This is a genomic window from Antiquaquibacter oligotrophicus, assembly GCF_020535405.1.
Classification (GTDB): Bacteria; Actinomycetota; Actinomycetes; order Actinomycetales; family Microbacteriaceae; genus Rhodoglobus; species Rhodoglobus oligotrophicus.
In genome coordinates this window covers 1291785-1317126 of record NZ_CP085036.1, presented here as the reverse complement: position 1 = coordinate 1317126, position 25342 = coordinate 1291785, and the positions used below count along the sequence as shown (strand labels likewise).

The window sequence follows — 25342 nt, the reverse complement described above, 5'->3', positions numbered from 1 at the left end:
TCTCCCGACATGACGATTGCGACGCGGCCAACAGACGCGGATGTGACCGCGTTTCTCGAGGGAGTTCCCGAGGCACGACGACGGGCAGAAGGTCACAGCCTGCGCGCGCTCATGGAAAGGGTGACGGGGGAACCTGCCGTGATGTGGGGTCCCACCATGGTGGGGTTCGGCTCGAAGCCCTATACGAATACGACGGGCACCAACGACATGTTCATCGTGGGGTTCTCCCCGAGGAAGGCCGCGATCTCGGTCTACGGCGTTCAGAATCACTACGGACCCGCGGATCCCCTGCTCGACAAGCTCGGACCACACACCACCGGCAAGGGATGTCTCTACATTAAGCGGCTCGACGCCGTGGACGAGGATGTGCTCGAGGCGCTCATTCGCCAGGCGTGGGAGAAGGCCTAGTCCGACCCGGGCAGCTTCGGAGGCCCGAGCGAGAGCAGCACCACAAAGAGCACCACAACCGCGGCCGCAATCGTGACCAGCAGCACGAGCGGGTGGCGGATGAACCAGCGTGCAAGCCTGTCGATCCACACGCGGTCACGAGGGTCATCGGTTTGCTCGCGACGCCAGCCTCCGTCGAGGCGACCCGAACGCGCGAGCCACATTTCAACGGGGATCGTGGCGTACGGGATGACCGCGCTCACGATCGCCGTCGCGGCGACCCCCGGGTGCCAGTGCTGGTTCACGGCGAGGAGCACAGCGGTGGCACCGTACGCGAGGAACACGAAACCGTGGATGCCCCCGGCGATCGTCACACCCAGCGCGAAGTCCGTCGTCGCCCTGACAACGAGCGCTGCGATGAGGAGAGTCCACGTGATCGCCTCGGCGATCGCCGCGGCACGGAAGACAAACTTCGGGGTCACGCTGAGGCCACGAGCGCGGTGACGGCGCTCGTGAAGAAAGCGAGACCATCGATACCCGACCGCATGGCCGCGGGAGTGTCCGGGCCGAAGCCGGGTTCGGTGGCGTGCTCGGGGTGGGGCATAAGGCCGACGACGTTGCCGCGATCGTTGGTGATACCTGCGATGTCGTTGATCGAGCCGTTGGGGTTCACGTCGAGGTACCGGAAGACCACGCGGCCCTCGCCCTCGAGGCGTGCAATGGTCTCGGCATCCGCGATGAATCCGCCCTCGCCGTTCTTGAGGGGAATGGTGATCTCCTGCCCCTCCACGAAGTCGTTCGTCCAGTCGGTCGACGCGTTCTCGACGCGCAGGCGCTGGTCGCGGCAGATGAAGTCGCCGTGATCGTTGCGGATGAGGCCGCCGGGGAGGAGATGCGATTCCACGAGGATCTGGAAGCCATTGCAGATGCCGAGGACGGGCATCCCGCCGTTCGCGGCATCGATGACCTCACTCATGATGGGGGAGCGTGCCGCGATCGCGCCGCAGCGAAGGTAATCGCCGTAGCTGAACCCGCCGGGGAGCACGATTGCGTCGACGCCGTGAAGGTCATGTTCGCCGTGCCACAGGGCCACGGGCTCTGCACCAGCGAGGCGGACCGCGCGCTGGGCGTCCCGGTCATCCAGTGAGCCGGGGAAGGTGATGACACCGATGCGGGTAGCCATGTCAGTGGGTCTCGCCCGCCGCGACCGTCTCGGTCGCCGCGGCGTGCACGCTCACGACGTCCTCGATGACCGTGTTGGCCAGCATGTCCTCGGCGATCGCGCGCACCTCGGCGAGCACTGACTCGTCGACCGGGCCGTCGACGGTGAGCTCAAAACGCTTGCCGACGCGAACGCCCGTGAACTCGCTCTTGCCGAGACGGTGGAGGGCACCGGCGACAGCCTTGCCCTGAGGGTCGAGAAGTTCGGCCTTGGGCATGACTTCGACGACGATGGTGGGCACGATGAGCTCCCGAGAGTTGCCGGTGGGGTGACGTGCTCCAGTCTACCGGTGCCGGGGATAGACGATCGCGAGCAGACTAGGTACGTGAGTACACGAGCCGCCCAGTCCCGAATCGTCGGGGTGCTGGTTGCCGGACAGGTGCTCCAGGGGCTCGGACAGGGCGCGACCCTCGCGATGGGTGCGGTCATCGCCAACGAGATAGCGGGGGAGAGCCTGTCGGGGGCCGCGGCCACGGCATCCACACTGGGTGCGGCCGTGGCATCCATTCCCCTCGCGAGGCTTGCGCAACGGCTGGGGCGTCGACCGGCGCTGGCCCTCGGGGCGCTCCTGGGAGCTGTCGGGTCCGTGTTGACGGTCCTCGCAACCGGACTGCAGTTCTTCCCTTTGCTGCTCGTGGGCTTCGCGCTGCTCGGAGTGGGTACGGCGGTGGGACTTCAGGCGCGCTTCGCCGCGACGGACATTGCGGAACCCGAGCGCCGCGGCCGCGATCTGTCGTTGGTCGTCTGGTCGACGACCATCGGCGCCGTCGCCGGACCGAACCTCATCGGGCCGGGTGTGGTCATCCAGGACGCGTTAGGGCTTCCGCCGCTCACCGGATCGTTCGTGATCGCGCTCGTGGCGCAAATTGGGGCGACGCTGCTGTACCTGGTTGCGCTTCGACCCGATCCCCTCTCGCTCGCCGCGGGGCGTCCGGTCGAACTTTCCCCCGCGGATGACGGAGTGGTGCGGGGTCGGGGAGCCCTCATCTTTGCGGTCTCGGCCATAGCCGCCAGCCACGCCGTGATGGTGGCGATCATGTCCATGACACCGGTGCATTTGACCACGCATGGCGCCACCCTCGTGATCGTCGGATTCACCATCAGCCTCCACGTTGCGGGAATGTTTGCCCTGTCGCCGCTCTTCGGTTGGCTCAGCGACCGCTGGGGCAGACTGACCGTCATCCTCGGCGGACAGGCTCTTCTTGCCGGAGCGGTTGTGCTCATCGGGGTGGGCGCTGAGGACCACACGGCCGTTGTCGTCGCGCTCGTGCTACTCGGACTGGGGTGGAGCGCGTCCACCGTGTCCGGTTCGGCACTCGTCTCCGACCTCGTGACGGGAGAGGCCCGGCTGCGTGTGCAGGGCCGCACCGACACGATCATGAGTCTCGCCGGCGCGCTCGGCGGAGGGCTCGCAGGGCCCGTGCTGGCGCTGGTCGGCTACTCCGGACTCGCGTGGATCGCGGGGGTTCTCGTTGTTGTCGTCGCCGGTTGGGCGGCGGCGGTCAGTCGAGGTCGAGCACTCCAGCGCTGACCGCGTCATCGACGGCGAACCGCGCCCAATCGCGATACCCCTGGGCGGAGGGGTGAAAAAGATCGGTCGCGAAGAAGCCCTCCGTGTAGGGCGGTGGAGGCGGCGCCATGTGGGCGCCGTCGACCGTCGCGACGACGGCTCGCGCGCCGGCCTCGAGGTTTCGGGCGTGAAGGGAGAGGTTCCAGCGCAGTGGGTTGGGGAGGAGCTCAAAGCGCGCGAAGGCGGGCAGGCTCGAGACCAGGATGCGGGCATCCGGTGACGTGGACCTGATGCGGTCGAGGATGACGCGGATGTCGCGGCTGAAGGCACGACGCGAGCGCAAGCCCAGCGCATCGTTGGCGCCGAGACTCACGAGCACCACATCCCACGGTTGTGTCGTTGCCTCATCCAGATAGCGCTCGATGAACTCGCGAGCATCCACTCCGTTCTCCCCGATCGCCCGCCACCGGATGCCTCGCCCCGTGAAGTTGCGGAGTGCACGTGCGAGGTGGCCGGGGAGGGCCTCGTCCTGCGTCGGCGCGCCGACTCCCGCCGCGGTGGAGTCGCCGAGGACGAGCAGGCGGAGGGGGCGCGGGCCGGATATTTCGCCGAACCAGGGCGCCGCCGCATCCGGCAGTCGCGGAGTGTCGCGCCGCAGCCGACGCCCCTGCACAAAAACAACCGCGCCCGCCGGGATGACCGCCAGACGGCTGAGGCGCTGCAGCCCATTCACGGTGCCATGTTAGTTACGCTCAGGTGCATGGACACGACGGGGCTCGATGACGTGCTGGCGGAGAACGAATTCAGCGGAGTGGTCGTGATCCGTCGAGACTCGGGGACGCTGTACGAAGCCGCCGCCGGGCTTGCCACCCGCCGTTGGGACGTGCCGAACACCCTCGACACACGCTTCGATTGCGCGGGTATCACCAAACTCTTCACGAGTGTGGCCGTCTTGCAGCAGGTCGCGAAAGGCAACCTCGACCTCGAAACGTCGATCCACTACTACGTCGACCTCGAGGGCAGCGCGATCGACCCCGAGGTCACCCTTCTGCACCTGCTCACCCACACGAGCGGCATCGCGGACGATGTCGACGAGGAGGCGGGGGAGAGTTACACGGCGCTCTACGCGTCGACGCCGAGCTACACGCTCATCGAAACCATCGACCTGCTGCCGATCTTCGCCGACAAACCCGCCCTCGCTCCCGCGGGGGTCGAGGCGGCCTACAGCAACGCCGGATACGTGCTGGCGGGGCTCGCGGTGGAACGAGTGACCGGGGTGCCCTACCGGCAGTACGTGTTCGACGAGGTACTCACGCGCGCGGCGATGCGCGACTCCGGTTTCTACGATCGGCGTGAGGCGGCTCCCCGCATCGCGGAGGGGTGGGAGCTCGTCGAGGGAGTGTGGCGTTCGACCCTGTTCGACGCTCCGCCGATCGGCTCGCCCGATACGGGTGCTCAGGTCACGGCATCCGATCTCGTGCTCTTTCTCGAGGCGGTGCGCGACGGATCGTTGCTCGACAAGGAGTTCACGGACGAGTTCCTCACACCCCAGGTCGAGGTCGGGCCGGGTGTCGCCTACGGGTTCGGTCTCGAGTTCGACCTCAACGACGATGGCAGCATTCGTTCCTACTTTCAGGACGGCATCGGGGCAGGTGCCTCCGGCATCGTGCGGCACTATGTCGAAGAGCGACTGGATGTCGCGGTGCTCTCCAACTCCGAGGACGTCGCGTGGCCCATCATCCGCGAGATCGACGAACGCCTCGGCGGCTGACCTCGCGATGGGCGTACCGACCTGACACGGAACGCCGTAACACAGCCGCCACGACGACCTTCTGCGTCAGGTCGCCGCGCTAGTCTCGCGCGACCACGCGGATGAGGTTGGCCCACGGGTCGTCGAACGACACGGTTTGCCCGTCGTCGCGTGTGTCGACGCCGTAGTGGCGCATGCGCTCGACAAGTGCGCCAACGTCGTCTGACGAGGGCACCTCGATGTCGACCTGCGCGAGCCCGAGCCCGAGGCCCCGCCTGCCGGCGCCGAGGCTGTTCCACGTGTTCATCGCCATGTGGTGGTGATATCCGCCCGCGCTGACAAAGAGGGCGCTCGGTCCATAGGTCGCGGTCTGCTCGAACCCGAGTCGGTCGACGTAGAACTCACGAGCCGAGGCGATGTCGCCCACCTGCAGGTGTACGTGCCCGACCTGTGCGTCGCCGATTACGGGCGTCTCAACTGCCCGCTCGGTGAGGTGCTCCTGGAGGAACGCGTTTGGATCCAGGTACAGCGTGCTCATCTCGATCGCGCCGTGGGTCCAGCTCCACTCGCTTCGGTCGCGGTCCCAGTAGAGCTCGACGCCGTTGCCCTCGGGGTCGCTGAAGTAGAAGGCCTTGCTCACGAGGTGGTCTGAGCTGCCCGTGAAGGTGCCCGGGTGCTTGCGGGCGACCGAGTAGACGGCGGCCGCGAGCGCCTCCTGAGTGTCGAACAGGATGGCCGTGTGAAAGAGTCCGGCATCCCGCGGGCTTGCGTGCTTGAGCTCTGGCGCGTGCTCGAGGATGACAACCGGGGTCCTGCCGCGCCCGAGCGTCACGGAGGCCGGTGTCTCGCTCAGGACCGTGAGCGTCACTGCATCGCGGTAGTACGCCGTCATGACGTCGAGATTGCCGACGCTGAGGGTGACGGGTCCCATGGCGGTCTCGGGTGCGAGCAGTTGTGATTCGGTCATGACGAGCCCAACTTAGTTGAAGTTTCAAATATTCCCTAGACTGACCACGTGCTCACGGATGCCCAGACCACCGCTTGGCGCGCGCTCGTGCTCGCCGCCCACTCCCTCGAGGAGGCTCTCGATCGCCAATCGCGGCGGGACGGCGGCATCCCTCATTCGCACTACAAGCTGCTTGCCCTGCTCTACGAGGCGGGGGATAAAGGGCTGCCCATGTCTGCGCTCGCCGAGCAACTGCAGTACTCCCCCAGTCGTCTCACGCACGCGGTGTCGAGCCTCCAGCGCTCGGGCTGGGCTGCGCGTCGGCGTGATCCCCGTGACGGGCGAGTGCAGCGCGCGGTGATCACATCGAGCGGCCGCGCCATCGTGCGTGCCGTCACACCCGGGCAGGTGCGTGAGGTGCGAGAGCCGGTGTTAACGGGATGGTCCCAAGAGGAACTCGAGGTGATCGTGCGTGTCTCCGACCGACTCCGTGCGCTCGCTCTCCGGGGCTTCTAGTCCAGCTCGGGACTCGTGAAGACCGCCGTGCCGTCGGGGAACGTGATCACGCCGGTCTGGAACACGTTGACGGTTCCTGACCCGGTGTACTCGTAGCTGGCGTCCGAACCACTTGCCGAAAGTGTCGCGCTTCCGTCGTCGCCCGGCACCACGGGCCAACCCGCGGAGAGCGACGAGCCACTGTTGCCCGTGTACGCCTCAAAGGTCACCGTGGGGCGCGCGTTGAGCGTCCAGGTGATCGTCGTGTACGGGTAGCCGCTCGTGTTCGAGATCGCGAAGTTGCAGGCAGGGCCGGGGGTGAAAGTGGCCTGGGCGAGACATCCATCGAGGTGAGCGTTGACCGCTGCTTGGGCGGATGCTGCGCCCGCCTCCGTGAGCGTCACCGGAAGTTCCGCATCAAGATCGCCCGCGCTACCGAACCGCGGGGAGACGGTGACCGATTCCGCGCCGTAGTTCTCGGTGCCGCCGACCGCGTCGAGTGTGTACGTACCGGGCAGGGCCGGTACGCCGAGAACCGTGCCCGTGGTGAAGGAAGGAATCTCCACGCCATTGACCGCCAGGCTCATGTCCGCCGGGCGCGGATAGTCGATCCGGACGGTGGGCAGTGACTCGGGGGCGACCCTCCACGAGTCGAAGAACACGAGCTCGCGTCCCGTGTTCTCGGTCTGGAGGTCGGCGGTGTAGGTGTCGCCGTCCTGGGTGATCTCGACGCGGACGATGGCGGTGTCGAAGTTACGGTCACTGCCGATGATGCGGTAGTCGGTGATCCCGCCCGATGACGCCTCGTAGACCCCATCGGCAAGCAAAAAGTCCGGGCCGTTCGGCGCTCCGGCGAGCTCCCCGAGTGCGGCGGCCGAATCGCCGTCGATGACGGACTGCAGAAGGCGAGCGACCGACGCCTCGGGCGTTCGCTGACCGGCCAGCACGCCGCTCACGATCACCCCCGCGAGAATCAGAAGGAGGAGCGCGGCGCCACCGACGATGAGACCGATGAAGAGTCCGCGGCGGCTGCGCGGCTGCGGGGGTGCCGGCGGTCCCGCGGGAGCCACAACCGGCTGGGGCACGAGGCTTCCGGGTGCCGCATCGACGGAAGGGACGGGTTCAACGGGCGGCACGACGGGGGGCTGAGAATCGCTCACGCACCCCATCATGGCGCATCACGCGGGTGCCCGCGGTCACCTGTTAGCGCGTGAGGCGATCGATGAGCTCGCGATAGCGCGCGGCCGTCTGCTCCACGATCTCGGAAGGAAGCGTGGGGGGAGTGCCGGAGCGATCCCAGTTGGCGGCCAGCCAGTTGCGCACGATCTGCTTGTCGAAGCTGTCGAGCCTGTCCGGTCCGCCCTCGGCGTAGCGAACGGCATCCCAATAACGCGAACTGTCCGACGTGAGAACTTCGTCGCCGAGCGTCAACTCGCCGGTCTCCGGGTCCGCGCCGAACTCGAACTTGGTGTCGGCGAGGATGATTCCCCGCTCCTCCGCGATCGCCGACGCCGCGGCGAACACTGCCAGCGAGGTGTCGCGCAACGCGGTAGCCACCTCCTCGCCTACAAGCTCCACCGTGCGCTCGAACGTGATGTTCTCGTCGTGCTCGCCGAGCGGTGCCTTCCACGCGGGTGTGTAGATCGGCTCCGGCAGTCGGTCGCCTTCCCCGAGGCCGCCGGGCAGCGGGATGCCACACACCGTGCCGACCTCGCGGTACTCAGCCCACCCGCTCCCCACGAGATAGTCGCGCACGACACACTCGATCGGGTACATATCGAGTTTCTTGACAAGCATCGCGCTGGCCGGGATCTCCTCGGGGATGCCGTCTCCGTCCACCACCAGGTGGTTCGGAACGTCGAGGTGCGCGAACCACCACAGGCTCAGTTGCGTGAGCAGTTCGCCCTTACCCGGGATGCCCGGCTCGAGCACGTGATCGAATGCACTCACACGATCACTGGCGATGACAAGCATCCGCCCCGGCTCCGCCGGGTTCTCGTAGAGGTCGCGGACCTTGCCGGAATAGACGTGGTTCCAGCCGGCCAGGGTCACTGCGCGACCCTGGCTGCGATGTCGGTTCGGTAGTGCCCACCCTCGAGGTGAATCGTCTCCAGCGCCGCGTAGGCCTTGCTGCGGGCATCCGCGAAGTCCGAACCGAGGGCGACGACACTGAGCACTCGACCACCGGTCGCGACGAACTGGCCGTCGACCTTGGCCGTGGCCGCGTGTGCGATAGTGACATCGCGAACCGCATCGAGGCCCGTGATGACGCGACCGGTGATGGGCTCCTCCGGGTATCCCTCGCTTGCGAGCACAACGGTCACGGCGGCGTCGTCGCTGAACTCCGGCCACGGGTGGGAGCTGAGCTCGCCGGTAGCGGCCGCCATGAGCAGTTCGCTCAGGGGCGTCACCAGCCGTGGGAGCACAACCTGCGTCTCGGGGTCACCGAAACGCGCGTTGAACTCGATGACCCGGATTCCCTTCGAGGTCACGATGAGCCCGCAATAGAGGAGGCCGATGAACGGCGTGCGCTCGCTCGCGAGCTGGCGGATCGTCGGCACGGCGATGGTCTCGATGACCTCGGAGACGAAGTTGTCGGGCAGCCACGTGAGAGGGCTGTAGGCACCCATTCCTCCCGTGTTAGGCCCGGCGTCACCGTCGAGCGCGCGCTTGTAGTCTTGCGCGGGGGAGAGGGGCAGCACGGTGTGGCCGTCACTCAGGAGGAAGAGCGAGACCTCCTGGCCGTCGAGGAACTCCTCGACCAGCACCGGGCCCTGCTGGAGGTAGTGGTCGGCGTGGGCGATGGCCGCCTCGCGGTCGGGGGTGACGAGTACACCCTTGCCTGCCGCGAGTCCGTCGGCCTTGATCACGTAGGGGGCGCCGAACTCGTCGATGGCCTGCACGGCCTCCTCGATGGTGCCGGCGCGAGTGGCGCGTCCGGTAGGGACACCCGCGGCATCCATCACTCGCTTGGCGAACGTCTTGCTGCCCTCGAGGGCTGCGGCAGCCTTACCGGGGCCGAAGACCGCGATGCCGCGCTGACGCAGGGCATCCGCGACACCGGAGACGAGGGGCGCCTCCGGGCCGATGACAACGAGTTCGATGTCGTTGTCGATCGCGTACTCGGTGACGACGTCGCCGCGAGTGGGGTCGAGTGCCACGACGGCGACATCGGCGGCGATGCCGGCGTTGCCGGGGGCAGCGGTGATCTCGTGACCCGCGTCTTCGCGGAGCAGAGCAGTGATGATGGCGTGCTCACGCGCGCCGGAGCCGAGAACGAGGATTCGCACCCGACAACCCTACCGATCAAGGCTCGGCCAGTGCAGCGAAGTACCGTAGGGGGATGCCAGCCAAGCGCATCGCCACGGGTCCGGGAGTGGCCGCCGTTCGTGCCGCCCTCGACGGGTCGGCGGCGGATGTCCCGACCGCCGTCCGCTACCTCCTGCAAGTGCTCGCGACCACCGCGGAGGGCAACACGGTCGAGGTGCGGATTCCGCCGTACGGTGCGGTGCAAGCCATCGAGGGCCCTCGGCACACACGCGGTACCCCGCCGAACGTGATCGAGACGACCGCGGACGTGTGGCTGGGACTCGCGACGGGAAGCCTTGCGTGGGCGGATGCCGTGGCATCCGGTGTCGTGTCGGCGTCGGGTCAGCGCGCCGACCTCTCGGCGTACCTCCCGCTGCGGTGGGAGACAATAGAGGGGTGAGCAACGACAGACAGGTGGACGTGAAGGTGCGCCGCGCACCCAAGTTCGGTGCGTTCATCGTGGTCGGTGCCGGTATCGCGTTCATCGCGACACTCATCGTGACGGCCCAGTTCCCGGCCGATCCGAACGTGGGGTTCGGCGCGCTTGTGGCCTATTTCAGCCTGTTCACGATTCCGGCGGGCATTCTCATCGCCGCGGTCATCGCCCTCCTCGTGGACCGTCGGTCCTCCCGACGAGCCCGCACGGTCGCGGCCGAGGAGGAGACGGTGCAGAGCGTGGAGCTGTCGGAGCTGGAGCAGCCGGGCGACACTCAGTCCGAGTAGCTCGACGTGATGCCGAAGTACTCCTCGAGCGTCTGACCGCTCGAGTACAGGGCGTTCGCGAGGTCGGTTCCGACGTAGCGGATGTGCCACGGCTCCCACTCGTACCCGGTGATGTGCTCCTTACCCTGCGGGTACCGGATGATGAGGCCGAACCGGTGGGCGTTATCGCGGACGTAGCGGCCCTCCGCCGTGTCGGCGAAGGCGTGATCGATGGTGTTGAGGTCGAACGCGAGGCCGCTCTGGTGTTCGCTGTGACCCGGTCGCGCCGACGTGCGGTCGGCTGCGGCCTGACCGAGAGTCGCGACGTAGTTGCCGTAGACGGAGACCTGGGTGTCGTAGGAACGGAAGCCGCTCGAAATGTAGAGGCCCAGGCCGTACTGTGCTGCCTCCGCCGCCATCGCGTTGAACGCCGCCTGTGTTTCCGCGGTGAGACCGTCGCCGAACCACGACGGCAGCGGGTAGGTCTTGTTCACGATGAGGACACCCTGGATGTAGGTGGGCTGGAGGCCGGACGCATCCGGCGCGCTGCCTCCGTTGGCCTCGTTGTGGGACGCGACGGTAGCGCCCCACGCACCCTGGTACGCAGTCACGAGAGCTGCGAGGTCGGCGTTCTTCGCGGGCTTCTCGAGTGCAGCGACGGCCGCGGCGTAGGCGTCCTTCGTCTCCTGGGACGCGAGCTCGGGGGGCGCGGTCGCAGCGCCCTTCTCATGGGCGGATGCGACGACAGCAGCACCACTGCGTGCTAGTGCGGTGCGGGCATCCTCGATCGCCTTCGCCTCCCTGTCGGCCGCCGTCGTCTCCTCCGCGAGTTGTTCGATGAGCGAGCCGATCCCGGTCACGGCATCGGGAATCTCCGCGGTATCGGCGGGGACATTAGGAGGGGACACAGCGGACGGGGAAGTCGCTTTTTTCAGCGTCGCACTGCCGTCGGCCGCGACGGTCATGCCCGCGGCCTTTTCGAGAGTGCCGATCGCCTTCGACAGTGCGTCTCGCGCCCCGGCGTCGGCGAGCAACGCTGGATCGATCGCGGCCTCGAGCGCCTTCGCCTTCGCGCGATCGTCGAGCGCCTTCGTCGAGGCGGTCTCGCGTGCGGCCACCGCGGCATCGCGCGCCTGTTCGGCGTCGCTCAGGTCGTCCTCGGCTGTCTGGAACGACGCGAGCGCTGCCTGCTCCGCAGCTTGGCCCGAGACCACCTGCGCTACGACAACGCCGCCGGCCGCGAGAAGCAGAACGAGTGCGCCACCACCGAGGATGAGCCAGAGCCGCGCCCGACGGGATAGTCGCGTCGATCGAAGCCGGTCGGCAACAGTATGGGCCTCGACGTCAGGGGTCCGGGGTGCGTCACTCATCTCACGCCCATCGTCGCACGGGCAGCTCGTGGGTGGGTGCACACGCGTCGCGCGCCACGCCGGGTCGCGCGGGGCTCCCGTCGGCGCGTCGCTCCGTTCGTGTGCATCACGCCGCGCCCGGCGCGCGTCAGCTCAGCTGGTTCGCCTCGACCCACGCGAGGTACTCGGGTGTGACCGTGCCGGTGACGTACTCACCCGTGAAGCAGCTCATCTCGAGGGCCGTGACATCCGAGCCCTCGATGATGGCGGCCTCCATGTCGGCGACCTCCTGGTAGATCATGTAGTCCGCGCCGAGTTCGGTCGCGATCTCGGGGATCTTGCGACCGTGTGCGACGAGCTCTTGGCGCGTCGGCATGTTGATGCCGTACACGTGCGGGAATCGCACGGGGGGCGCCGCCGAGGTGAAGGTGACCTTGTTGGCGCCGGCCTCGCGGGCCATCTGCACGATCTCCTTCGAGGTGGTGCCGCGCACGATCGAGTCGTCGACGATGAGCACGTTTTTGCCCTTGAACTCGGTCGACATGGCGTTGAGCTTCTGCTTGACCGACTTCTTGCGCTGCTCCTGGCCGGGCATGATGAACGTTCGGCCGACGTAACGGTTCTTGTAGAAGCCCTCGCGGTACTCGACGCCGAGCTTCTGCGCGACCTGCATCGCCGCCGGTCGCGACGAGTCGGGGATGGGCATAACGACGTCGATGTCGCCCATGGGCGTGTACTTGGCGATCGTATCGGCGAGCCGGTTGCCGAGGCGCAGCCGCGCCTCATACACGGAGATGCCGTTCATCACGGAGTCGGGCCGAGCGAGGTAGACGTACTCGAACGAGCAGGGAATGAGACGCGGGTTGGCGGCACACTGGCGGCTCGTCATCTCGCCGTCCGGTGCGATGAAGATCGCCTCCCCGGGCTGGACATCGCGGATGTAGTCGCATCCAGCACTTTCAAGCACAAGCGACTCGGATGCGACCAGCCACTCGGCGCCCACGAGTCCCGTCGTGCGACGGCCCACCACGAGCGGACGGATGCCGAACGGATCGCGGAACGCCAGCAACCCGCGCCCCGCGATGATCGCGATCGCGGCATACGACCCCTCAACACGTTCGTGCAGCCGGGTGATTGCGTTGAAGACCTGATCCGGGTCGAAGTCGCGTCCGCTCACCTGGGCCTGCAACTCGTGGGCGAGCACGTTCACGAGAAGCTCGGTGTCGCTCGTCGTGTTGAGGTGACGGCGGTCGATGTGGAAGAGCTCCTCGGTGAGTTCCCGAGTGTTCGTGAGGTTGCCGTTGTGCACGAGCGTGATGCCGTAGGGCGCGTTCACGTAGAAGGGCTGAGCCTCCTGCTCATTGCGGGCATCCCCCTTCGTCGCGTACCGGACGTGGCCGAGGCCCATCGTGCCGAGGAGGCTGCGCATGTCGCGGGTGCGGTAGGCCTCGCGCACCTGACCGCGCGCCTTGAACATGTGGATGGTGCTGCCGTCCGACGTGGCGATGCCCGTCGAATCTTGTCCGCGGTGCTGTAGTAGCGACAGCGCGTCGTAGACCTGCTGATTGACCGGACCGGATGAGACGATCCCGACGATTCCGCACATGGGGGCGGTGACTCCCTGGAGCTCGAGGGTGTACCCGCGGCAGGGGGTACGTTCCAGTCTCCCATACCCGCGCCGGGCATCCGGTGCCGCCGCCTGCCCGACATTACGGAGGATGCCGCGCCGAAGTCGTCACGGTGTGCCCGCCGCGCGCCGCGTGTCATCCTCCGCAACGTTCGGCGATGGGCCTCATACCTTCGATGGATTCGGCGTGAAGTCGGCACCCTCCGTGCCGGGCTCGGGTTAGCGTGACGGAATGAGAGAGAAACTCGCTTGGGCCGGTCGATGGATGCTGCGGCACCCGGCCCACTGGCTTGCGCCCATCATCGCCGTCCTCGTGCTGCTCAACTGGATCATCTCGGAGATCGGCCGTGGACCCTGGCCGGACCTGCTGTGGTTCATGATCCCCGCCGCCGTGCTGCTGGCGATCACGCCCTGGATGCCCGTCGCATCGCTTGCCATCATGGTGCTGCTTCCTGCCGCGCAGGTGATTGGGCTCGTGATCGGCCCGGGATCAAACACGTGGCCGATCTACCTCGTGGTGCCCCTTGCCGCGCTGATCCTCGGTGGCATCGCGGAGGGAAGGTCGAAGCGGTTCACCCTGGTTGCGGGATTCATCTGGGCGGGGCTTGTGGCCTTTCTCCTAGCTGCTCCCGGGCCTCAAGGCAGTTGGGCGTAGTGGAACGCGCTCTATGGGCGAGTCAATCCTCACGAGCAGGATTTTGTCGTCATCGCCGGGTTCGCCTTCGGCTTGTACTTGCTCCTCTGGGCGATAGGCGTGCTCTACCGGTTCGGGTTGCAGGGGCGGTTCGCGCGGATCGCGGCCATCATCGCCGAGGAACGCCGGGACGGGTCATCCGTTCGCCCTGCGCACACGACCCTTTCGGGGCTGAGCCCCCGCGAGCTCGAGATCTTCGCCCTCGTGGCGCGCGGCCTGAGCAACGCGGAGATTGCGGCGCACGAGCACATCTCCGAGGCGACAGTGAAGACCCACGTCAGCTCGATCCTGCGAAAACTCGAGCTGCGAAGTCGCACGCAACTCGCGGCGCTCGCCCACGAGCAGGGTCTCGTCGTCCCAGCGCCCTGACCTTGTGGAGGATGGCGCGACGCGCACAAGTGGGAAGCCGTGACCGGCACGGCGCGTCATCCTCCGCAACCTCGCGGCGAGCGGTCGACGGCCTGCGACGGGGCGTAGCACCGCCGGAGGCGGTGCCCGGTACTCTGGACGCGTGACGGCCAACACCTCGAGCTACGCCCGCGCCGGAGTCGACACGGAGGCCGGTGATCTCGCCGTCGAACTCATGAAGGCGGCAGTCGCCCGCACTCACGGCCCCGAAGTGTTCGGTGGTGTCGGCGGCTTCGCCGGCATGGTGGATGTCTCGTTCCTCAAGCAGTACGAACGGCCACTTCTCGCCACCTCCACCGACGGTGTCGGCACCAAGATCGCGCTGGCCCAGGCCATCGACAAACATGACACGATCGGCCAGGACCTCGTTGGGATGGTTGTCGACGACATCATCGTTGTCGGTGCGAAGCCGTACTTCATGACCGACTACATTGCGTGCGGCAAGGTCTACCCCGAACGGATCGCCGACATCGTGCGCGGCATCGCCGAGGCGTGCGAGGCGACAGGTACCGCGTTGGTCGGTGGTGAGACGGCCGAGCATCCCGGACTTCTTGCGCCCGACGACTACGACGTCGCGGGGGCGGCCGTCGGTGCGGTGGATGCAGCGGACCTGCTGGGCCCGGAACGGGTGCAGCACGGCGACGTCGTTGTAGCGCTCGAGTCATCCGGGCTCCACAGCAACGGGTTCTCGCTCGTGCGGCACATCCTCCGAGAGCGCGGTCTCGAATTCACGGACAGGTCGGCAGAACTCGGTGGTGTCGTCGGCGAGGTCCTGCTCGAGCCGACCCGCCTCTACACCTCGCCGCTGCTCGGCGTGCTTGCAGCCCAGCCGGGTGCGATTCACGCCCTTAGCCACGTCACCGGCGGAGGTATTGCCGCCAACCTCGCTCGCGTGCTGCCGCAGGGCAGCTGGGCCGAACTCGAGCGCTCAACGTGGTCGCCACTGCCGGTCTTCCGGGTGCTGTCCGACTTCGCGGGTTCGACGCTCGAGTCCAGCGAAGGAACCTGGAACCTCGGCATCGGGATGATCGCGGTGGTCGCCGCGGATGCCGTGGCCGAGACAATTGCGCAACTGGAAGCCACAGGCATCCGCGCGTGGTCCGTGGGAACCGTCACCGTTGGTGACCGACCGGATGCTGCGGGCTGGACACACGGCGCCAAGGGCGTGGACGGTGGATCCGTTCGTCTGACCGGGTCGTACGCGAGCTAGAACTCGCGGATATCAGCGCCTTTTAGGCGGTCTTCGACTCGTCCTCATCGGAGTCGGCGTACTCGTCCGCGTACGTGTCGACGTACTCCGGCCACTCGTTCGACTCGTCGGACGAGTGCTTGGATGCCGCGAGCTCGCGCTCGAGCGCGTCGTAGTTCGTGTTCGGGCTGAAGTACTTCAGATCCCGCGCGACCTTGGTGTGTTTTGCCTTTTGACGGCCCCGCCCCATGCGTGACCCCCTCTTTCTCTGTCGCGCGCTCAGACTGTGGCGGACGGATCGCACCATTTACGAGCGAACAGGGTGGAATAAATCTGACCGACAGCGTATCACGCGGGCCCGCACGCGCTTCCTCTCTCCACCGAGGTGCCGCCCGGTAACGTTGGTGCGGTGACCACCGCGAGCACCGACACCTCCGTCGTCGTGATCGGCGCCGGGCAGGCCGGACTCTCGGTCGGATATTACCTCCGCAGGCTCGGGCTCGACCCCGGCAATGACTTCGTTGTGCTCGATCGCGGACCGGGAACCGGCGGCGCGTGGCAGTTCCGTTGGGAGGCCCTGAGAATCGGGTCCGCTCACAAGATCAATGACCTCCCCGGCATGGATGAGCTGGGCCTCAGCTTTGAGACAGCCGACCGGCACGCACCGGCCAAAGACGTCGTCGCGGAGTACTACCGCCAGTACGAGCAGCACTACGGGTTGCAGGTCGTTCGACCAGCGGACGTGACATCCGTCGAGAACTGGGGCACCGATCTCGAGGTGCATTTCACGCTCGACGGTGATGACCCGAAAGAGGTCACGACCAGAACCCTGGTGAACGCGACCGGCACGTGGGGTGCGCCTTTCATCCCCTGGTACCCCGGCCTCAAGTCGTTCGAGGGCCGGCACGTCCACACCAACGACTACCGCACGGCCGAGGAGTTCGCGGGCAAGAGTGTCATCGTCGTCGGGGGTGGAACATCCGCCATCGGCTTCCTGCTCGAACTGGAAGGGGTCGCGGCCGATCTGACGTGGGTGAGTCGCAGGCCCATCGACTTCCTGGAGGACGGCGGCCTCAACCTGGAGGCCCGCATCGAGGCCGTGCAGAAACAGGATGAGGCGGCCCGCGCCGGTCGGGCCCTGCCGAGCATCGTCAGCGGAACCGGTGTGCCGCGCACCCGACGTATCCAGGCGGGCATCGAGCGCGGCGTTCTGATCCCGCGACCCGTTTTCGAGTCGATCGAGCCGCACGGGGTGCGCTGGGCCGACGGCGCCTTCAAGTACGCGGACGCGATCATCTGGTCCACCGGCTTCCGACCCGAGTTACGGCATCTCGCGCCTCTCAAGTTGCGCGAGAAGGAGGGCGGCGTTGTCGTCGCCCAGGGTGCATCCTGGAAGGATCCCAGAGTCTTCTTCGCGGGTTACGGCCCGCAAGCATCCACCATCGGAGCGAATCGGGCGGGTCGGATGATTGCCCGCCAGGTGATCGCGACGCTCAGCAAGCTTCAGGCAGCGAGGTAACAATGTCAGAGTCCACCGCACCGGAACGCGGCAGCCATCGCCAGTTCTGGGTCGTCATCGCCATCGCGGTGGCGATTGTCGCCGTCGACCAGCTCACGAAGTGGTGGGCGATCGAGAACCTCTCCGACGGCGAGGTGATTCCGGTGATCGGCGAGTGGCTTCGGTTTGTGCTCGTCTACAACCCGGGCGCCGCGTTCGGTATCGGTGGAGACTTCACGTGGATCCTGGCGGTACTCGCCGTGCTCGCTGCGATCGCGGTGGGTTGGTACGCATGGCGGGTCAAGTCGGTGGCGTGGACGATCGTGCTCGGCATGATCCTCGGTGGCGCGATCACGCACGCCGGTGATCGGCTCTTCCGCGACCCGGGTTTCGCTCACGGGCACGTCGTTGACTTCATCGGGTACGGCAACCTCTTCGTGGGTAACGTCGCCGACATCATGATCGTCGGCGGAGCGATCTTCGCGGTGCTACTCGTGCTGTTCCGCGTGGATACTGGCCGGCACCCCGAGACAGAGTCGGAGCAGCCGGACCCCGAGGAAGCTCCCGAGGTCAAGGCTCAGTAGCCGTGCGCGGCCTCGTCTCGGTGCTCCTGTGCGGCGCGGTCGCCGCTGGGGTCGCGGGGTGTGCTGCAACGGCCCCCGAGGTGGAGCTCGAGGCATCCGTCGTTCAACCGCGGACGGGCATCGCGCAAGGTGTCGTGGCGATCAGCCTGACGAACCCGGGGTCTGAACCTCTCGAACTGGTCTCGGCCAGCCTCGACTCCGAGTTGCTCGGTGAGCCGCTGCTCTGGAGCGATGGACCGGCGACACTGAAACCTGGCCGGACCGTCGACCTCCGCGTGCCGCTCGGCACGTGGAACTGTGAGGCGGATGCCACGGCCGAGGCAACCGCGACGGTCGAGGTCTCGTCCGAGGGCACGCCTGCCACCGTCACGACGGTGCCCGCCCCCGACCCCACCGTCGCCCTGCGCACGTTGTGGGACGGCGCGTGCCTCGCCGAGAAAGTGGCAAGCATCGTGGACGTGCAGTCTGCCGCGTTCCTTTCCTCCGGCGAGGCTGGAGTCGCGGGCGAGCTGGTGCTCAGCACGGTGCCGACCGGCGCCGAGGGCGAGGTGCTGGTGACGGCGGTCCAGGGCACAACGTTGCTCGCCCCGTTCGATGGCTCGTCTGGGGTGGCGAGGCTCGCGTTCAACGCTCGATTGGACGCGGCCGGCCCCGACGAGGTCCGGGTGCCGATCGTGCCCAACCGGTGTGACGCGCACGCCCTCGCGGAGGACAAGATCGGCACCAGAATCCCGCTGGAGGTAACGGTGGGGGAGCTCAGCGGCACCCTCGTGCTCCCCGCGAGCGACGAGGTTCGCGCGCAGATGTACGCGTTCTACGGCAGCTACTGCGGGCTGCCGTAGGGCGCCGCCGTTAGATCGTCGAGAGTCGCGGTGCGACCTCGTCGCCGAAGCGCGCGATCGACGCGGCCGGGTCGGGGCCGATCACACCGAAGTGAAGGTGCTGGATGCCCGCGCCTGCGAACGCCTCGGCCTGTGCGAGTACCTCGTCGGCGGTGAAGTCGGGTGCCAGCCGCGTCTGCGCGGTGCGCTCGATGGTTTCGTAGTCGCGTCCGACGGCGTCGCAGTGCCCCTGCAGTACGGCGAGCTTGTGGGTGATCGTTTCGGCGTCCGCGGCGATGAGGTTCGTGGCATCCGCGTACTGGGCGACAAGGCGCAATGTCTTCTGCTCACCACTGCCGCCGATCACGATGGGCGGTCGTGGGGACTGCACGGGTTTCGGCACGCTGATCGTCTCGGCGAGCTGGTAGTGCTTGCCCTCGAACGGTCCTTCGTTGTCGCTCCACATCTGGTGCGCGATCTGGAGGGTCTCCTCGAGTCGCTCGAAGCGCTCCTTCAGGGGCGGGAATGGCACCCCGAGCGCGAGGTGCTCGCGCTCGTACCACGCGGCTCCGAGCCCGAGAAACGCGCGGCCCTCGCTCAGCACGTCGAGTGTCGTGACGATCTTGGAGAGGAGTCCCGGATGCCGGTACGTAACACCGGTCACGATGGTTCCGAGTTTCACCCGCTCCGTCACACCCGCCGCGAAGCCGAGCGTGGTGTAGCCCTCGAGCATGGGGTCGTGGGCGGTGCGGAACTGTTCCATCTGGAAGAAGTGATCCATGACGGTGAACCAGCTCGCCCCGATGTCGTCGGAGGTGCGAGCGGCGGCGCGGATCGCGGGGGCGAGACCCGCGGGCCCGCCGGGGAGAGTCATGTCGAAGAAGTGAAATCCGAAGCGCATGATTTCAGGCTACGCCCGCTGTCAGGAGGAATACCTAGGCTTGCGGGGTGCTTCAGACCCTCGCCGTGGAGAACTACCGATCGCTGCGACACCTCGTGGTGCCGTTGTCCCAGCTGACGGTGGTCACGGGCGCCAACGGCACGGGCAAGTCGAGCGTGTACCGTTCCCTGCGACTTCTCGCCGAAGCATCCCTCGGCGGTGCCGTCTCCGGGCTCGCCCGGGAGGGCGGTCTCGCCAGCACCCTGTGGGCCGGGCCCGGCACGATCTCCAAGGGAATGCGATTGGGCGAGGAGCCCATCCAGGGAACACGTCGCACCGCCCCCGTGGCGTTGCGGCTCGGGTTCGCCTCCGATGACCTGAGCTACTCCATCGAGTTCGGTCTGCCGGTTCCCTCTGATCGCACACTGTTCTCGCTCGACCCCGAGATCAAGGTCGAGTCCGTGTGGAGCGGCATGGCTCTCCGGCCTGGCACTCTGCTCACCGAGAGACGAGGCGCCGACGTTCGGATGCGCGACGAGCGAGGCGACTGGATGCACCACCCGTATCGGGCGCGCCCCTTCGAGAGCGTGTTGAGCGAGTACTCGGACCCGCAGACGGCGCCCGAGCTTTACGCGCTGCGCGAGATGCTGCGGTCGTGGCGGTTCTACGATCACCTGCGGACCGACGCCGGCGCTCCCGCGCGCCGTCTCACTCCCGGAACACGCACCCCGGTTCTCCCCGCCGACGGTTCCTCCCTGGCCGCTGCGCTCCAGACCGTGCGAGAGCTCGGGACCGGGCTAGACGAAGCGATCGATCGTGCGTTCCCTGGCAGCAGTCTCGTCGTGGATGGCCGAGACGGGTTGTTCGATTTTGGGCTGCGGCAGCCGGGGATGCTGCGCGCTCTCGCCTCCGCGGAGCTCTCGGACGGCACCATCCGCTACCTACTGTGGGTGGCGGCGCTACTCAGCCCGCGCCCTCCGAAACTTCTTGTGCTCAACGAGCCGGAGACGAGTCTCCACCCCGACCTCACGGAGCCCCTGGCAGAGCTGATCGCCGACGCCGCAACACGATCGCAAGTGATTGTGGTCACCCACTCGACGAGGTTGGCGGATGCCCTTCCCCGGGCGTCTCGCATCCACCTCGCGAAGGACACCGGCGAAACCACCGTTGTCGGTCAGGGGATGCTCGACGAGCCAGCGTGGACCTGGCCGAAACGCTGATCAGCCCGCAGTGCTGTCGAGGAGCATCGGCGGGCACTGCTCTGTCACCCCGGGCACGAACTCGAAGTGCCATGACTCGTTCGCGTAAATCTGGCAGAGCCCGAAGGGTGCACCGAAGCGGTTGATCCAGTCCATGGCGTCGGCCGTTGCTACGTCGACGGCCTTGCCATGGACGTGCTGCGAATCATCCGGCAGCATGACCCATTTGCGTGCCTCCTCTTCGCTTCCGTAGTTCGCAACAGCCTCGTCATAGAGGTGCTGCTGGTAGTCGCCGCTGCGCCAGCCGCTCGTGAAGGAGAACTCAACGTCGCTCGCTGCGGCGGCCGCGTCGAGCGCTCGCCGGAGGTCAGGATCGAGGTTGGTGATCGCGGGGACGTCGTCGTTCAGCGTCAACCACACGCCAGGGGCCACGTATCCGTCGTCCGCTGTGAGGCCGGCCGTATCGGGAGCCTGTGGCGCCACGGAGAGCGGTCCTGGGTCGGGCGGGGACGGTTGCTCGGGTGCGACGGCAGCGCAGCCTGCGAGCGAGAGTGCGGCGATGAGGAGAACGGGGGTGAAGCGGAGGGACACGGATGATTCCTTTCGAGGTCTCGTCCAGCCTCCGTTCGATCCGCGCCCGGCGGATCGCTCTCAGGTGCCAACCCCCTCGTCCTGCGGTGTCGATCCGCTTGCGCGCAACCCCTCGACACTCTCGAACGAGCCGTGCTGTGCTGGGAGCATCCGGAAGGGGGAACATCGTGAGCCTCAGCCCCAGGTCGTCAGACGGGTGGACCTTCGTCGTCGGCGGCATCGTGCTCGTTGTCATCGGTCTCGTGACCTTCAGTTACCTGTCGGTGGTCGACACTCCTGTGCCGACGAAGCTCCCCCTCCTCCTCCTCGGGGTGCCGCTGGGTATTGCGGCGATCATTGCGGGTGTCGTCAAGGTGTCGCGATCGTGAGGCCGAGGTGGGTGGCCAGGGCGAGTTGGTACGGCGAAGTTGTGTCCAACATCGTGTTCCGGATTGTCGGGCCGAGCTTTTATCTGCTGCTGGGAGCGTTCCTTCTCTGGAACGCACACAGGGTGCTCACACTGGAAAATGATCCGGAGGGTGCCGCTGCCTTCAGCATTCCTGCCACGCTCCTTCTCGCACTCGCGATCACTTTTCTCGAGCTTCGCAATCGACCGAAGGCGTGGCGCAAAGCGCTGCCCTACCACTTCGGTGTTTACCCCCGCGTCGAGGATGACGACGACGACGACCCGCCTCAGCGGGTCAGCGCGTAAGCCGCTGCCGCCACTCCGATGCCCAGCACGAGGTTGGCCGCGCCGCTGGCGACCGCGAACCGCGCGCGCCCGTCGATCACGAGCTGCACTGTTTCGACGCTCAGCGTCGAAAAGGTCGTGAGACCGCCGCACAGCCCCGTGAGAAGGATGAGCCGGATGTCCGCGCCGATGCCACCCGCCTCCGCGAGTCCGAGCACCGCGCCCCCGATGGCGGACCCCACGACGTTGACGACGAGAACCGCCCACGGAAAGCCGCGGTCGCGCCCGGCGAACCCGCGAGACACCAGATAGCGCAGCGCTGCACCGCCGGCACCGGCAGCAAGCACGGCAACAACAACGGCGGCGCTCACTCGTCCACCTCGTCGATGGTGACGGGCCCGCGGGGGCGACCGAGCCGGAGCCCCGCCCAGGCGGCGGCAAGGCCGAGAACGACACTCGCCACGAGGTAGGCGAGCGCGAGCATCCCGTTGCCGGCCGTTGTCATCGCCACGAGCGAGACCGCGAGCGCAGAGAATGTCGTGAAGCTGCCGAGTAGTCCAGCACCGAGTCCGGCGCGCAGCCATCCGGGCGCCGAGGGCCAGAGCCGTGCCACCAGGAGTCCGAGCGTGAACGCGCCGACCACGTTGACGACAAGCGTTGACCAGGGAAAGCCCGCGTCGCCGTGCACGAGGAGCGCGTCCACCGCCAAGCGCAGGCCGGTGCCCACAACCCCACCGGCAATGACCGCGAGCAGCTCTCTCATCAGGGCTTCTTGGATCCTGGCTTCGCGGGTGGCATGGGCTTGCGCACGACCGGGCGCCGAGGTTCCCCGCGACGGTCCTGGCCGGGTACCGGCCGGGAGCGACGCCCGTAGATGAGGTCGGACGAGTCGAGCAGCCACGGCACCACGGCGATCACCACGCCGTGTACAAGCGAGAGTTTCTGACGGATGCGCCGTGCCTTGTGGTTGTGCAGAAGGTGCTCCCACCAGTGCCCAACGATGTACTGCGGCGTGTACACCGTGACGACCTCGGCACCGTGCTCTTCGCGACGGGACTTGATGTACTTCGCCAGCGGTGCGCTGATGTCACGATACGGCGACTCCACAATGGTCAACGGCACCCGGATGTTCTGAGCCACCCAGTCCCGCTCGAGCTGCTTGGTCGCCTCCTCGTCGATGGAGACGTGCACCGCTTCGATGGAGTCGTGACGGGCGGCGATCGCGTAGTCGAGCGCCTTGAGGACGGGTTTCTGCATGCGCCCGACGAGAACGATGGCGTGGTCGCCGGTGGCACCGAAGCGCGTCGTCGGGTCCGCTTCGATCTCCTTGTCGACATCGCGGTAGTACCGGTTGACCCCGAGCATGAGCACAAACAGGATCGGCATGACCACAAACACGATCCACGCCCCGTGCGTGAACTTGGTGACCGTGACGATGACGAGCACACTCGCGGTCATGAGCGCGCCGACGCCATTGATGGCGAGGCCCCGCCACACCGCACCTCGGTCGTCGCAGCCCTCGCGAAGCATGCGCGACCAGTGCCGCACCATACCGATCTGCCCCAGGGTGAAGGACACGAACACCCCGATGATGTAGAGCTGGATGAGAGTCGTCACGTCCGCCTGGAAAACGATGAGAAGCACACTCGCGGCGACCGCGAGGGCGATGACGCCGTTGGAGAAGATGAGGCGGTCGCCGCGCGTCGCAAGCGACTTCGGGGCGTAGCGGTCGGTGGCGAGCACGGAACCGAGCAGGGGGAAACCGTTGAAGGCGGTGTTGGCCGCGAGCAGCAGCACGGCCGCCGTCGCACCCTGGATCACAAAAAAGAAGACCGAGTTGTTGCCGAAGGTCGCCGCGGCCAGTTGTGCGATGAGGCTGCGCTGGGGGGAGAGGGGATCGGTGCACTCCGCCATCGTGCGGATCGTTTCATCCGTACAGTCCAAATACTGCGCGCCGGAGATGAGGGCGACCGCGATGAGCCCGACGAAGAGGATGATCGCGATGGTGCCCATCGCGACGAGGGTGCGCTGAGCGTTCTGGATCTTGGGCCGCCGGAACGCAGGCACGCCGTTGGAGATCGCCTCGACACCGGTGAGGGCGGCGCATCCGCTCGCGAACGCGCGCAGGAGCAGAAGGATGAACGCCGCCTGACCGAGGCTCTCGGCCTGCACAACCAACTCGGAACTCTCAGCGATGGGCGGGTCGCCGAGGGCGGTGCGAACGAGGCCGACAACGATCATGACCGCGATCGACCCGATGAAGAGGTAGGTGGGGATCGCGAAGGCTTTGCTCGACTCCCGCACACCGCGCAGGTTGACGGCGACGAGCACCACGACAAAAAAGATTGCTATCTCGATGCGGGCCGGGTTCAGCCCCGGGAACGCCGAAATGATGTTGTCAACACCCGACGCGACAGACACGGCGACGGTGAGGATGTAGTCGACGAGGAGAGCGGATGCCACGACCAGGCCGGCCTTCTCGCCCAGGTTCTTCGATGCCACCTCGTAGTCGCCGCCGCCGCTCGGGTAGGCCTTGATGAGTTGCCGGTAACTCAACACCACAACGATGAGGAGAACGACGACCGCCGCAGCCACCCACGGGGCGAAGGAGAGAAACGCGAGCCCGCCGATCAGCAGGATCATGAGGAGCTCCTGCGGTGCATAGGCAACGGAGGAGAGGGGGTCGCTCGCGAAGATGGGGAGCGCGAGATGCTTGGGGAGGAGCTGGCCCTCGAGTTTGTCGGAGGCGAGCGGCTCCCCGATCAGCCAACGTTTTGGCGACCGGGGTTGGTCTGTCACGAGGGGCAAGCGTACTCCTGCGCCAACCGCTGTCAACAACCGCATCGCGGCATACACTTTTGCGCATGGCTGGGGTTCGGAACCGTCGGCGCGCGCTGCCGTGGATTGTGGCGGGAGCCGTGCTGATTGTGCTGCTCGTGCCGATCTCCATCGTGGTCGTCCCGATCCTCACACACGTGAATCAGGGGAGTGCGGGGCAAGACCCGGTCGAGGACTTTCCCCTCGAGGTGTCGGCCACGGGTGACGACGGGCGAACCCGCGAACTCCAGGTGCATGCGGTGCAACCGGGCGAGACGGTTGATACGTCGGCGCTGACCCCGGGAGACCGGCTCGTTGTGAGCGGCACGGGCTACGACGCATCCCGAGGCATTTACGTTGCGATCTGCGTGATTCCGGATGCCCCCACCGAGAAACCCGGACCCTGCGTCGGTGGCGTGCCGGCGCAGGAGGAGTCCGAGGTCGCGGAGGGCACCGTCCAGTTCGCCCCGAGCAATTGGATCAACGACGACTGGGCGTGGCGACTGTTCGGCGCGCGCAGCTACGACGATGTCGCGACGGGTACCTTCACCGCGTACCTCGAGGTGGGAGAGGCCTCGGGTGAGGGTTTCGACTGTCGTGTCGATCGCTGTGCGATCTACACGCGCAATGACCACACGGCGCTGAGCGATCGTGTGCAGGACGTGTATCTGCCGGTCGCCTTCGCCGAGTAGAT

At 66.9% G+C, this 25342-nt stretch carries 32 protein-coding genes; 16 read left to right on the top strand and 16 right to left on the bottom strand.

Translation table 11 applies throughout. The annotated features are described in order from the left end of the window. Nucleotides 1–9 precede the first annotated feature (9 nt). The gene (locus tag LH407_RS06590) at nt 10–408 is read left to right on the top strand and encodes a DUF1801 domain-containing protein (protein WP_322134783.1); all 399 of its coding nucleotides are present in this window, start codon (nt 10–12) and stop codon (nt 406–408) included. On the opposite strand, the gene LH407_RS06585 is transcribed toward LH407_RS06590, so the two are convergent. The 3 genes from LH407_RS06585 to purS are packed head-to-tail and all read right to left on the bottom strand — an operon-like array spanning nt 405 to nt 1850. Next, nucleotides 405–869 carry a DUF3817 domain-containing protein gene (locus tag LH407_RS06585; protein WP_322134784.1) on the bottom strand — a complete coding sequence of 155 codons (465 nt, stop codon included), beginning with the start codon at nt 867–869 and terminating at the stop codon, nt 405–407. The genes LH407_RS06590 and LH407_RS06585 overlap by 4 nt on opposite strands. Beyond that, entirely contained in the window at nt 866–1570 is a 705-nt protein-coding gene (gene purQ / locus LH407_RS06580) for a phosphoribosylformylglycinamidine synthase subunit PurQ (protein WP_322134785.1), read from the bottom strand. Before purQ ends, LH407_RS06585 begins: the two co-directional genes overlap by 4 nt. Before the next feature lies 1 nt (nt 1571). After that, nucleotides 1572–1850, bottom strand: a complete 279-nt coding sequence (purS, locus tag LH407_RS06575; protein WP_322134786.1) for a phosphoribosylformylglycinamidine synthase subunit PurS — start codon at nt 1848–1850, stop codon at nt 1572–1574. 84 nt (nt 1851–1934) lie between these two features. Here purS and LH407_RS06570 point away from each other — a divergent pair, with 84 nt between their 5' ends. Then, nucleotides 1935–3140 (top strand): MFS transporter, encoded by a 1206-nt coding sequence (locus tag LH407_RS06570; protein WP_322134787.1) that lies wholly within the window; start codon nt 1935–1937, stop codon nt 3138–3140. Here LH407_RS06570 and LH407_RS06565 read toward each other — a convergent pair. Next, entirely contained in the window at nt 3112–3852 is a 741-nt protein-coding gene (locus LH407_RS06565) for an SGNH/GDSL hydrolase family protein (RefSeq protein ID WP_322134788.1), read from the bottom strand. The two genes, LH407_RS06570 and LH407_RS06565, sit on opposite strands and share 29 nt — an antisense overlap. A gap of 27 nt (nt 3853–3879) precedes the next feature. On the opposite strand from LH407_RS06565, the gene LH407_RS06560 reads away from it, so the two are divergent. Further along, nucleotides 3880–4890, top strand: a complete 1011-nt coding sequence (locus LH407_RS06560) for a serine hydrolase domain-containing protein (protein ID WP_322134789.1) — start codon at nt 3880–3882, stop codon at nt 4888–4890. A 79-nt stretch (nt 4891–4969) separates the two neighbouring features. On the opposite strand, the gene LH407_RS06555 is transcribed toward LH407_RS06560, so the two are convergent. After that, a complete protein-coding gene (locus tag LH407_RS06555) occupies nt 4970–5836 on the bottom strand; it encodes a VOC family protein (RefSeq protein ID WP_322134790.1) in 867 nt (288 codons plus the stop codon). A 48-nt stretch (nt 5837–5884) separates the two neighbouring features. Here LH407_RS06555 and LH407_RS06550 point away from each other — a divergent pair, with 48 nt between their 5' ends. Further along, nucleotides 5885–6331, top strand: a complete 447-nt coding sequence (locus LH407_RS06550; protein ID WP_322134791.1) for a MarR family winged helix-turn-helix transcriptional regulator — start codon at nt 5885–5887, stop codon at nt 6329–6331. On the opposite strand, the gene LH407_RS06545 is transcribed toward LH407_RS06550, so the two are convergent. The 3 genes from LH407_RS06545 to purD are packed head-to-tail and all read right to left on the bottom strand — an operon-like array spanning nt 6328 to nt 9600. Next, nucleotides 6328–7470: a hypothetical protein gene (locus LH407_RS06545; protein WP_322134792.1), complete on the bottom strand. Its 1143-nt coding sequence runs from the start codon at nt 7468–7470 to the stop codon at nt 6328–6330. The genes LH407_RS06550 and LH407_RS06545 overlap by 4 nt on opposite strands. A 43-nt stretch (nt 7471–7513) precedes the next feature. Continuing rightward, nucleotides 7514–8362, bottom strand: a complete 849-nt coding sequence (locus tag LH407_RS06540; RefSeq protein ID WP_322134793.1) for a phosphoribosylaminoimidazolesuccinocarboxamide synthase — start codon at nt 8360–8362, stop codon at nt 7514–7516. After that, nucleotides 8359–9600: a phosphoribosylamine--glycine ligase gene (purD, locus tag LH407_RS06535; protein WP_322134794.1), complete on the bottom strand. Its 1242-nt coding sequence runs from the start codon at nt 9598–9600 to the stop codon at nt 8359–8361. The genes LH407_RS06540 and purD overlap by 4 nt, the downstream gene beginning before the upstream one ends. Before the next feature lie 53 nt (nt 9601–9653). Between purD and LH407_RS06530 the strand changes: the two genes are divergently transcribed. Both LH407_RS06530 and LH407_RS06525 read left to right on the top strand, forming a co-directional pair. After that, nucleotides 9654–10019 carry a sterol carrier family protein gene (locus tag LH407_RS06530; RefSeq protein ID WP_322134795.1) on the top strand — a complete coding sequence of 122 codons (366 nt, stop codon included), beginning with the start codon at nt 9654–9656 and terminating at the stop codon, nt 10017–10019. Beyond that, a complete protein-coding gene (locus tag LH407_RS06525) occupies nt 10016–10342 on the top strand; it encodes a hypothetical protein (protein WP_322134796.1) in 327 nt (108 codons plus the stop codon). Before LH407_RS06530 ends, LH407_RS06525 begins: the two co-directional genes overlap by 4 nt. On the opposite strand, the gene LH407_RS06520 is transcribed toward LH407_RS06525, so the two are convergent. After that, nucleotides 10330–11691 (bottom strand): D-alanyl-D-alanine carboxypeptidase family protein, encoded by a 1362-nt coding sequence (locus LH407_RS06520; RefSeq protein ID WP_322134797.1) that lies wholly within the window; start codon nt 11689–11691, stop codon nt 10330–10332. The genes LH407_RS06525 and LH407_RS06520 overlap by 13 nt on opposite strands. A 127-nt stretch (nt 11692–11818) precedes the next feature. Continuing rightward, complete coding sequence (gene purF, locus LH407_RS06515) at nt 11819–13276, bottom strand: amidophosphoribosyltransferase (RefSeq protein WP_322134798.1); 1458 nt, start codon at nt 13274–13276, stop codon at nt 11819–11821. 253 nt (nt 13277–13529) lie between these two features. Between purF and LH407_RS06510 the strand changes: the two genes are divergently transcribed. From LH407_RS06510 to purM, 3 genes are all read left to right on the top strand, one after another. Next, nucleotides 13530–13952: a hypothetical protein gene (locus tag LH407_RS06510; RefSeq protein ID WP_322134799.1), complete on the top strand. Its 423-nt coding sequence runs from the start codon at nt 13530–13532 to the stop codon at nt 13950–13952. Between the two features lie 99 nt (nt 13953–14051). After that, nucleotides 14052–14360: a response regulator transcription factor gene (locus LH407_RS06505; RefSeq protein ID WP_407650647.1), complete on the top strand. Its 309-nt coding sequence runs from the start codon at nt 14052–14054 to the stop codon at nt 14358–14360. Between the two features lie 142 nt (nt 14361–14502). Beyond that, entirely contained in the window at nt 14503–15609 is a 1107-nt protein-coding gene (gene purM / locus LH407_RS06500) for a phosphoribosylformylglycinamidine cyclo-ligase (RefSeq protein ID WP_322134800.1), read from the top strand. Nucleotides 15610–15631: 22 nt separating this feature from the next. Here the strand turns inward: purM and LH407_RS06495 are convergent, their stop codons facing one another. Next, entirely contained in the window at nt 15632–15838 is a 207-nt protein-coding gene (locus LH407_RS06495) for a DUF3073 domain-containing protein (RefSeq protein WP_322134801.1), read from the bottom strand. Between the two features lie 159 nt (nt 15839–15997). On the opposite strand from LH407_RS06495, the gene LH407_RS06490 reads away from it, so the two are divergent. Genes LH407_RS06490 through LH407_RS06480 form a run of 3 tightly spaced genes read left to right on the top strand, consistent with a single transcriptional unit; the run spans nt 15998 to nt 18512 of the window. Further along, nucleotides 15998–17107, top strand: coding sequence for an NAD(P)-binding domain-containing protein (locus LH407_RS06490; RefSeq protein ID WP_322134802.1), 1110 nt, complete (start codon nt 15998–16000; stop codon nt 17105–17107). A gap of 2 nt (nt 17108–17109) precedes the next feature. Next, nucleotides 17110–17670, top strand: coding sequence for a signal peptidase II (gene lspA, locus LH407_RS06485; RefSeq protein ID WP_322134803.1), 561 nt, complete (start codon nt 17110–17112; stop codon nt 17668–17670). 2 nt (nt 17671–17672) lie between these two features. Beyond that, nucleotides 17673–18512 (top strand): hypothetical protein, encoded by an 840-nt coding sequence (locus tag LH407_RS06480; RefSeq protein WP_322134804.1) that lies wholly within the window; start codon nt 17673–17675, stop codon nt 18510–18512. A gap of 10 nt (nt 18513–18522) precedes the next feature. Here LH407_RS06480 and LH407_RS06475 read toward each other — a convergent pair whose 3' ends face one another. Next, complete coding sequence (locus LH407_RS06475; protein ID WP_322134805.1) at nt 18523–19392, bottom strand: LLM class F420-dependent oxidoreductase; 870 nt, start codon at nt 19390–19392, stop codon at nt 18523–18525. Between the two features lie 47 nt (nt 19393–19439). On the opposite strand from LH407_RS06475, the gene LH407_RS06470 reads away from it, so the two are divergent. Continuing rightward, the gene (locus LH407_RS06470; RefSeq protein ID WP_322134806.1) at nt 19440–20591 is read left to right on the top strand and encodes an AAA family ATPase; all 1152 of its coding nucleotides are present in this window, start codon (nt 19440–19442) and stop codon (nt 20589–20591) included. Here the strand turns inward: LH407_RS06470 and LH407_RS06465 are convergent, their stop codons facing one another. After that, a complete protein-coding gene (locus tag LH407_RS06465) occupies nt 20592–21161 on the bottom strand; it encodes a D-alanyl-D-alanine carboxypeptidase family protein (RefSeq protein WP_322134807.1) in 570 nt (189 codons plus the stop codon). It lies immediately after the preceding gene. 167 nt (nt 21162–21328) lie between these two features. Between LH407_RS06465 and LH407_RS06460 the strand changes: the two genes are divergently transcribed. After that, nucleotides 21329–21529: a hypothetical protein gene (locus LH407_RS06460; RefSeq protein ID WP_322134808.1), complete on the top strand. Its 201-nt coding sequence runs from the start codon at nt 21329–21331 to the stop codon at nt 21527–21529. Continuing rightward, on the top strand, nt 21526–21852 hold the full coding sequence (locus tag LH407_RS06455) for a hypothetical protein (RefSeq protein ID WP_322134809.1): 327 nt from the start codon (nt 21526–21528) through the stop codon (nt 21850–21852). The genes LH407_RS06460 and LH407_RS06455 overlap by 4 nt, the downstream gene beginning before the upstream one ends. On the opposite strand, the gene LH407_RS06450 is transcribed toward LH407_RS06455, so the two are convergent. The 3 genes from LH407_RS06450 to LH407_RS06440 are packed head-to-tail and all read right to left on the bottom strand — an operon-like array spanning nt 21834 to nt 24675. Further along, a complete protein-coding gene (locus LH407_RS06450) occupies nt 21834–22202 on the bottom strand; it encodes a fluoride efflux transporter FluC (RefSeq protein WP_322134810.1) in 369 nt (122 codons plus the stop codon). The two genes, LH407_RS06455 and LH407_RS06450, sit on opposite strands and share 19 nt — an antisense overlap. After that, on the bottom strand, nt 22199–22594 hold the full coding sequence (locus tag LH407_RS06445) for a fluoride efflux transporter FluC (protein ID WP_322134811.1): 396 nt from the start codon (nt 22592–22594) through the stop codon (nt 22199–22201). Before LH407_RS06445 ends, LH407_RS06450 begins: the two co-directional genes overlap by 4 nt. Continuing rightward, on the bottom strand, nt 22594–24675 hold the full coding sequence (locus tag LH407_RS06440; protein ID WP_407650646.1) for an APC family permease: 2082 nt from the start codon (nt 24673–24675) through the stop codon (nt 22594–22596). The genes LH407_RS06445 and LH407_RS06440 overlap by 1 nt, the downstream gene beginning before the upstream one ends. Nucleotides 24676–24695: 20 nt before the next feature. On the opposite strand from LH407_RS06440, the gene LH407_RS06435 reads away from it, so the two are divergent. Then, complete coding sequence (locus LH407_RS06435; protein WP_322134812.1) at nt 24696–25340, top strand: hypothetical protein; 645 nt, start codon at nt 24696–24698, stop codon at nt 25338–25340. Nucleotides 25341–25342: the final 2 nt, after the last annotated feature.

Bases quoted from the DNA above. Each gene is read 5' to 3' on its own strand.
- LH407_RS06590 (WP_322134783.1), top strand. From the start codon at position 10: ATGACGATTGCGACGCGGCCAACAGACGCGGATGTGACCGCGTTTCTC.
- purQ (WP_322134785.1), bottom strand. From the start codon at position 1,570: ATGGCTACCCGCATCGGTGTCATCACCTTCCCCGGCTCACTGGATGAC.
- LH407_RS06560 (WP_322134789.1), top strand. From the start codon at position 3,880: ATGGACACGACGGGGCTCGATGACGTGCTGGCGGAGAACGAATTCAGC.
- LH407_RS06555 (WP_322134790.1), bottom strand. From the start codon at position 5,836: ATGACCGAATCACAACTGCTCGCACCCGAGACCGCCATGGGACCCGTC.
- LH407_RS06530 (WP_322134795.1), top strand. From the start codon at position 9,654: ATGCCAGCCAAGCGCATCGCCACGGGTCCGGGAGTGGCCGCCGTTCGT.
- LH407_RS06520 (WP_322134797.1), bottom strand. From the start codon at position 11,691: ATGAGTGACGCACCCCGGACCCCTGACGTCGAGGCCCATACTGTTGCC.
- purF (WP_322134798.1), bottom strand. From the start codon at position 13,276: ATGTGCGGAATCGTCGGGATCGTCTCATCCGGTCCGGTCAATCAGCAG.
- LH407_RS06510 (WP_322134799.1), top strand. From the start codon at position 13,530: ATGAGAGAGAAACTCGCTTGGGCCGGTCGATGGATGCTGCGGCACCCG.
- LH407_RS06495 (WP_322134801.1), bottom strand. From the start codon at position 15,838: ATGGGGCGGGGCCGTCAAAAGGCAAAACACACCAAGGTCGCGCGGGAT.
- lspA (WP_322134803.1), top strand. From the start codon at position 17,110: ATGTCAGAGTCCACCGCACCGGAACGCGGCAGCCATCGCCAGTTCTGG.
- LH407_RS06475 (WP_322134805.1), bottom strand. From the start codon at position 19,392: ATGCGCTTCGGATTTCACTTCTTCGACATGACTCTCCCCGGCGGGCCC.
- LH407_RS06445 (WP_322134811.1), bottom strand. From the start codon at position 22,594: ATGAGAGAGCTGCTCGCGGTCATTGCCGGTGGGGTTGTGGGCACCGGC.
- LH407_RS06440 (WP_407650646.1), bottom strand. From the start codon at position 24,675: ATGCGGTTGTTGACAGCGGTTGGCGCAGGAGTACGCTTGCCCCTCGTG.
- LH407_RS06435 (WP_322134812.1), top strand. From the start codon at position 24,696: ATGGCTGGGGTTCGGAACCGTCGGCGCGCGCTGCCGTGGATTGTGGCG.